Raw genomic sequence first — 6,451 nt, 5'->3', positions numbered from 1 at the left:
CAAGGTGTTCGCGATCGATGTCTGTGCCTATGCGGTGATGAGCAATCACTATCACCTAGTGGTCCGCCTGACACCGGCAACGGCCAAGGGTTGGGACGATGCGGAAGTGCTGGCGCGCTGGGGCCAGGTGTTTGCGGTCCCGGCGGTGGTCGCCGAGGCCAACGGCCACGGTCCGTCCCCTGACGGCGTGACCGACTGGATCAGTGTTTATCGCGAGCGTCTTGCCAGCCTGAGCTGGTTCATGCGATGTATCAACGAACCGCTGGCGCGTCGGTCCAACCGGGAAGACGATTGCAGCGGGCGCTTTTGGGAGGGGCGGTTCAAAGTCCAGGCCTTGCTGGATGAGGCCGCCTTGTTACGCTGCATGGCCTATGTGGATCTCAACCCGATCCGGGCCAAACTGGCAACCACCCCGGAAACCTCGGTCCATACCTCGGTGCATGCGCGCATCAACGGCAAGGGCGCATCGTTGCTGGGATTCGCAGACCAACAACCCCGTCCTGCCTTACCCTGTTGCTGGCAAGATTACCTCGCACTGGTGGAGTGGACTGGCCGCGAGTGGCGCCCGGGCAAGCGCGGGCGGATCGACCCGGATTTGCCTCTTATCCTGGAGCGGCTGAACACGGATCAGGAGACTTGGCTAAAAGATCTTCGACGAATGAATTCCTGGCATGGCCGTGCATTGGGCTCGCTCGAAGCATTACAGGCCTATTGTGAGCATCTTGGGCAGCGCTGGATGCACGGACTGCAACATCATTTAATCCCAACCACAGCTGACGCCACCCCATCGTAACGCTCTGCCCACCACAGTGCTTATCCGGTTGCCGGAGGCGTACTGCTGCCTGTTGCCGATAACCAATATCGATAGCTGACAATTCACCGGCTCCATCACACGATCCAAATGCCTGTCGATGACGGTGTTGGCGACGGGCTCTCGTGAAGACTGTGGATGTCCTCGTTAAACTTTCGTGAAGACTGTGGATGTCCTTGTTTATTACTGCTTGTTTATTACTGTGGATGTCCTTGTTTATTCTTGTTTATTGTACGCGATTATTGGATCGGACCTGGGTCACTGACCTGCAGCATCAGATCGTCATTCCATTCACCTTCAACTTTGACGTGGGCTGCCGCACCAAGGAGTATTGCTTCGATGAGGTTATGGTTCAAGTACACATATAGGCCAGGTTGTCGGAAGGTGTACATCATAGCTGACGCTGAACCGCCGGCCACGAACCAGGTTTCCAGATTAGTTGCGGGTCGATCGGCAAAAGATCCGCCACGCCAGACGAGGTCCCCGTGGCCACCAATCAGATGCGGACGAGTATCCCTGTTTGCCTGCGCATGAATGAACAACACCGATTCACCGACTTCCGCGGTCAGCGCGTTATCGCCGGTTAGCGCTCCTACCGAGCCATTGAATACAACATGGGTTGGAGTCAGAGTTTTCATGACTTTCTGCATATCTGCAAATCCGGCCAACGAATTGGGATATCTCTTGTAGTTCCCATTCTCATCTGTCGGCAGGTAATAATCCTGTTCGCCAATGTAATACGCCCTGTCATATTTAACCGGGTTACCGTCAGCATCTTTAAGTCCATCACGCGGAAGCACCATGATTGCTCCGTTCATCCCCGAAACGACATGCCATGGAATCATCGTGCCACCAGGAGCACAGTGATAGACAAATACTCCGGGCTTTATGGCTTTGAAGCGAAACGTCACTTCCTGCCCCGGCGCTACCTTTGTAAGATCGCCTCCGCCCATCGCACCTGTGGCTGCATGGAAATCAATATTGTGCATTAAGGTGTTGGTTTTGGGATTGACCAGCGTAAATTCAACATAATCGTTTTCATGAACGACGATGATCGGACCCGGCACGCTACCTTCGAAAGTCATGGCATGGATTGTCGCGCCTCCGGGCCCAACGTCCATCAGTTTTTCCTCGATCACCATTCGCACCTGAACGATTTTGGGGTCGCCTGTGGCAATCTGCTCGTGTTCCGGCAAAAATGGAGGTGCCACGAGGATCTGGGTAACACGCTCCAGATGGCTTATATCAGTCGCTGTCTCTGCATTAAGCAAACCAAAAGCGCCAAAAGCCAGGCATGTGCCTGCCAATAGTCTCAATGTACGGGTCATGCCTGTCTCTCCCAATCTTGCGTTCATCAAATAAATGTTACCTTACCAAACTCCGAATCTCGATGTTGCCAATATAAGTACGAATGAATCTCAATAAAATACGTAAATACAACCACGGGTACGTATTTCTACTGATCAAATACAGTCAGTTACCGAATTCGGCAATGAACATGACCCAGAGTTTTTTAGTGTCAGTCGCGAAGCTGCGGGCGTCGTAATCGGCGTATTTGAACACCAACGTGTAACGATTCGCGAATGGTTTTTTTATCATTAAGCCCCATTCGCTGCCGTATTTCGGACCGCCCGCTTCAGGATCGAACCGGTGATGAATGAGTGAAATGTTCGCTCCGCGAATCTTCGTCGCAAGTGAGAAGTAAAGATCCTCGATGCCGCCGGAGGGCGTTGTTAGAAATTTGTCTGCCCAGCCCTGAAAAGCATGCAGCGTCGCCAGGGGCGTTTGAAAGGCCTGGATGGAGTTGCCTTCCAGCACTTCGTAGCCCAGTCTCCCGGTGATACCAGTGGTAGTAAGTGCGCCCTCCAGCAGGAAATAGTCAACACTGTAGTTGTTGGGATTGTCGCCGTAGTTCTTTTGATGCGCGTATTCCAGTGTATAGCTAGTTGAAATCCGGTTGCTGACCACATTGCCTCCCTTTACGCGAATCCCAAATGTTTTATTCGATAACAATGGGGAGTTTTCGAGATTAAGAAAATAGGCATATGCCGTGACATCCCAATCGGGTACCCACTCATATTTTACATTCAGAATGGAGGAATCGCTTTGGAAATCTGCTGGTGGCGCACCACTATCCGGCCCGAAAACCCGCTTTACGTTTTCGATGTACGCATACTCAATAGTCGTATCCGGCAGCGACATATTGCTGAGTGAAAAGCTGTTGTAGGTCTGCTCGTTCTGTCGCCAGCCGACGTTCCCGATAAATCTGTGATTATCGAGTGTGATTCGCTGGCGGCCTGCTCGGATGACATTATTTTCGATTCCTCTGTAAAGAATCATCGCCTGGTTAACTTCAGTGCCTTCCGGATCGGCCACGACCGGCCGGTTTGTATTTCCGTTGCGTGTGCTGTTGTAGAGATCGTTGCCGATTGAACTTATATCATCGAATTCGATCACGAATCCAAAGTTGGAGAAGTACGAGCTTCGATACGCAAATCGTGTTCGAAGAGTCGACGCGTGTGTGTTCTTAGCGATACCATCCTGATCGACAAATTCATACCGATATCGGAAACTCAGGTTGAACTCACCGTCCCTGGTCAACTCGGGTTTAGGTTGCTCCTGGTCGGCAGCACGCGCTGTAGATGTCGGTAGGGATGCTGTAGACGCAAATGCAATCAACAAAAACAGGATGCGGAGTAGCATTTCCTCACCTTGATTTTTTCCTCTAGCTGTGTCTGGACAGAAGTCGTAAGATCAGTTAAATGGTTTATCGTCGACTTACCAATTTGCATACTACAGAGTTATACTGCCGCAAACTGGCAATCGGTATTCGGTGCTATGCGTAGCTGTATCTGGGATTGTACTTATGCCCGATCGCTCTGAACGGCCGGCAGCAGACAACCATTCGTTTGCAGCACCCGAATGGAAAGCGCTGCTCGATGCGGCCGTCGATGCCATTATTGTAATCGACCATAGGGGTCGCATTGAGACCTTCAATTCTGCCGCGGAGGTCATTTTCGGATTCAGTGCCGAGGAAGTTGTAGGAGAAAATGTGTCGCTATTGATGCCCGAGCCGTATAAAAGCGAACACGACAGCTTTATTCGTAATTATCTTGAAACTGGTAATGCCAGGATCATCGGAATCGGCCGGGAAGCTCAGGGTAAGCGAAAAAGCGGTTCGGTTTTTCCGATCGATCTCTCCGTTGGCGAAATTCCAACGGATGATCAGCCCAGATTTGTCGGCATAATCCGGGACATAACCGAACGAAAGCGGTCCGAAGAGGAAATACACAAGACACGCGAAAGATTGTCCCAATTCGGTCGCCTCAGTACGCTGGGTGAAATGGCGGCAAGCCTGGCCCATGAGCTGAACCAGCCGCTGACTGCGATCGCAACATACACTGAGGCCTGTCAGCGCCTGATCGAATCCGGAAAAAGCGATGATGACGAAATTCTGGCTACATTGAAAAAATGCAACTCGCAGGCCCAACGAGCCGGTGAAGTTATCCGAAGACTCAGACAATTCGTCAAGAAAAGAGAACTCGGTCGTCGGGAGGTGAGCTGTGACGATCTTATCCGCGATGTCGCAGCTCTTGCTGAGGTCGATGCCCGGGACAATGGTATTCCGTTGACGATTGACCTTGCCGAAGGCTTGCCAAAAATTATGGTCGACACCGTGCAAATTCAACAGGTCGTTCTGAACCTGATTCGCAATGGTATTGATGCGATGATGGACATGGATCAACATGACGAAGGGATCTCAGTTTCGGTCAGCGAGTTCGAAACCGACCAGGTGAAAATAGTGGTGACAGACCATGGCAGCGGGATCACGAAAGAAGCCGAAGAGAAAATCTTTCAGCCATTTTTCACGACCAAGCCCTCCGGAATGGGTCTGGGACTTGCAATCTGCCAATCCATCATTGAGTCACATGGTGGTGTGTTGAGCTTTACAAAGAATCCTTCTGGGGGCACAACTTTCTACTTTACGTTGCCCGTAATCTCCGAGGGCAGGACATGACAGAGTACAGCCCAACAGTATTTCTTGTTGACGACGACGAGGCCGTGCGTGATTCGCTAAGTCTCCTGATGAAATCGGTAGCCCTGACCAGCCGATCGTTTGCCTCGGCTGGAGAGTTCCTGGCCGAATACGATCCTGATCGCCCAGGCTGTCTCGTACTGGATATAAGAATGCCGGGTATGAGCGGCATGGAACTACAACAGAAGTTGATTGATATGCGGGCGATATTGCCAATCATTTTCATTACCGGCCACGGCGATATTCCAATGGCCGTGGAAGCAATGCAGCGAGGAGCCATCGATTTTATCCCGAAGCCTTTTAGGGATCATGAACTTCTCGATCGCATCAATAAGGCGCTCAAAGACGACCGCAAAAATAGAGATGCGTTGCTCAAGCGAGAAGAGGTTGAAAAACGGATCGCAAAATTAACGCCACGGGAAAAACAGGTTCTGGAGCTGGTCGTTCAGGGCAAGGCCAATAAGGTCATATCGGGCGACCTGGAAGTCAGTCAACGTACTGTCGAAATTCATCGCGCCCGGGTAATGGAAAAAATGCAGGCCAGGTCCCTGGCCCATCTCGTTCGCATGGCAATGCAAATACAGCAAAAGTCTTAGCCATTCTTGTATCCGCCTGGCAGCGGTAAATCTCGCCGCATCGTTCCCCCAATCAAGCAAAACACCATTTCCACCTAGGGGTTAACCGAGATTACAGTAGGTAAAACATCGGATTTGCGCCGCGTATTGTCTGTAGGAGTATTCGGAGCAGTATGGAAGCCAACGCGCGTACTAGGATTCAATTCAAAAATGAGTGGGAACACCAAACCAGATGTTCGATATTATTGCAGCGCTGGATCGTGACCACGCCAACGTTGCGAAATTACTTGATCTTCTCGAGTCTGAGATTCTGGCGATCGGGGTAGGGAAAACACCAGACTATCCTCTGCTGCATGGCATCATGCGTTACATGACTGAGTATCCTGATCAATTTCATCATCCGAAAGAGGAATTAATCTTTGCAAAACTCCTGAAGCGTGAACCTGGAGCTCGCGCCGACGTCGACGATCTGTTGGAAGAACATATCTCCATCGGGTTGGCTGGCCAGAAATTCGACAAGTTTCTCCGCACATCGGTCGACGATTCAGTCGAAGTGCGTGAGCAACTCGGGACTTCAGGTGTTGCCTACATTCGTACGCTGCGTGAGCACATGGTGAAAGAGGAAAAAAAGCTGTTTGCATTGGCCAAGATTGTTCTCACAAAAGAGGATTGGCAAGTAATCGATGAGGAAGCCGATGCCATCGAAGATCCTTTGTTCGGGGCAGTGATCGCTGACAAATACCAGCGTCTCTACCGGTTGATTACCGATCAAACCGAATAGAATGCCGGTACCGAAAGCTCAGATAGGTGGGTTTGAAGCGTACATCGAAAACCAGTGTGACCATGGGTTTTTTCTCTGCTGATTTTTGTGGCCGGCCCTTTCGAATTGCTGGTGGCGGATGAGATCGTAATTTCCGTCGACGTACAGGCCGACGGAATGCGAGCGTTCGCCATAGGGAATTTCACGTATATCGTACACGTGCTACGACGGTTAGCGTGCAAGCCTGAATATGCTGTGCCCGCGAATTA

Annotated in this window: 6 protein-coding genes; 4 read left to right on the top strand and 2 right to left on the bottom strand. The window is 51.1% G+C overall.

The window, feature by feature from the left end; all coding sequences use genetic code 11:
- Nucleotides 1-793: transposase (locus IIA05_11525; GenBank protein ID MCH9027723.1), on the top strand; the 793-nt coding region annotated here is incomplete at its 5' end.
- 257 nt (nt 794-1,050) lie between these two features.
- On the opposite strand, the gene nirK is transcribed toward IIA05_11525, so the two are convergent.
- Together nirK and IIA05_11515 are read right to left on the bottom strand one after the other, a co-directional pair.
- Nucleotides 1,051-2,166, bottom strand: coding sequence for a nitrite reductase, copper-containing (nirK, locus tag IIA05_11520; GenBank protein ID MCH9027722.1), 1,116 nt, complete (start codon nt 2,164-2,166; stop codon nt 1,051-1,053).
- Between the two features lie 118 nt (nt 2,167-2,284).
- Nucleotides 2,285-3,514 carry an alginate export family protein gene (locus IIA05_11515; protein MCH9027721.1) on the bottom strand — a complete coding sequence of 410 codons (1,230 nt, stop codon included), beginning with the start codon at nt 3,512-3,514 and terminating at the stop codon, nt 2,285-2,287.
- Nucleotides 3,515-3,677: 163 nt separating this feature from the next.
- On the opposite strand from IIA05_11515, the gene IIA05_11510 reads away from it, so the two are divergent.
- The 3 genes from IIA05_11510 to IIA05_11500 all read left to right on the top strand — a co-directional run bounded on the left by IIA05_11510 (nt 3,678) and on the right by IIA05_11500 (nt 6,203).
- Entirely contained in the window at nt 3,678-4,829 is a 1,152-nt protein-coding gene (locus tag IIA05_11510) for a PAS domain S-box protein (protein MCH9027720.1), read from the top strand.
- Nucleotides 4,826-5,443 (top strand): response regulator transcription factor, encoded by a 618-nt coding sequence (locus IIA05_11505; GenBank protein ID MCH9027719.1) that lies wholly within the window; start codon nt 4,826-4,828, stop codon nt 5,441-5,443. The genes IIA05_11510 and IIA05_11505 overlap by 4 nt, the downstream gene beginning before the upstream one ends.
- Before the next feature lie 211 nt (nt 5,444-5,654).
- Complete coding sequence (locus tag IIA05_11500; GenBank protein ID MCH9027718.1) at nt 5,655-6,203, top strand: hemerythrin domain-containing protein; 549 nt, start codon at nt 5,655-5,657, stop codon at nt 6,201-6,203.
- Nucleotides 6,204-6,451: the final 248 nt, after the last annotated feature.

The sequence above is a fragment of the Pseudomonadota bacterium genome (assembly GCA_022572885.1).
Lineage (GTDB): Bacteria > Pseudomonadota > Gammaproteobacteria > Steroidobacterales > MnTg04 > MnTg04.
The sequence above is the reverse complement of the archived record's forward strand: the minus strand, read 5'-3'. Positions and strand labels throughout refer to the sequence as shown.

What these genes read in the sequence shown, in the direction of transcription:
- nirK (MCH9027722.1), bottom strand. Translation starts at nt 2,166, where the DNA reads ATGAACGCAAGATTGGGAGAGACAGGCATGACCCGTACATTGAGACTA.
- IIA05_11515 (MCH9027721.1), bottom strand. Translation starts at nt 3,514, where the DNA reads ATGCTACTCCGCATCCTGTTTTTGTTGATTGCATTTGCGTCTACAGCA.
- IIA05_11510 (MCH9027720.1), top strand. Translation starts at nt 3,678, where the DNA reads ATGCCCGATCGCTCTGAACGGCCGGCAGCAGACAACCATTCGTTTGCA.
- IIA05_11505 (MCH9027719.1), top strand. Translation starts at nt 4,826, where the DNA reads ATGACAGAGTACAGCCCAACAGTATTTCTTGTTGACGACGACGAGGCC.
- IIA05_11500 (MCH9027718.1), top strand. Translation starts at nt 5,655, where the DNA reads ATGTTCGATATTATTGCAGCGCTGGATCGTGACCACGCCAACGTTGCG.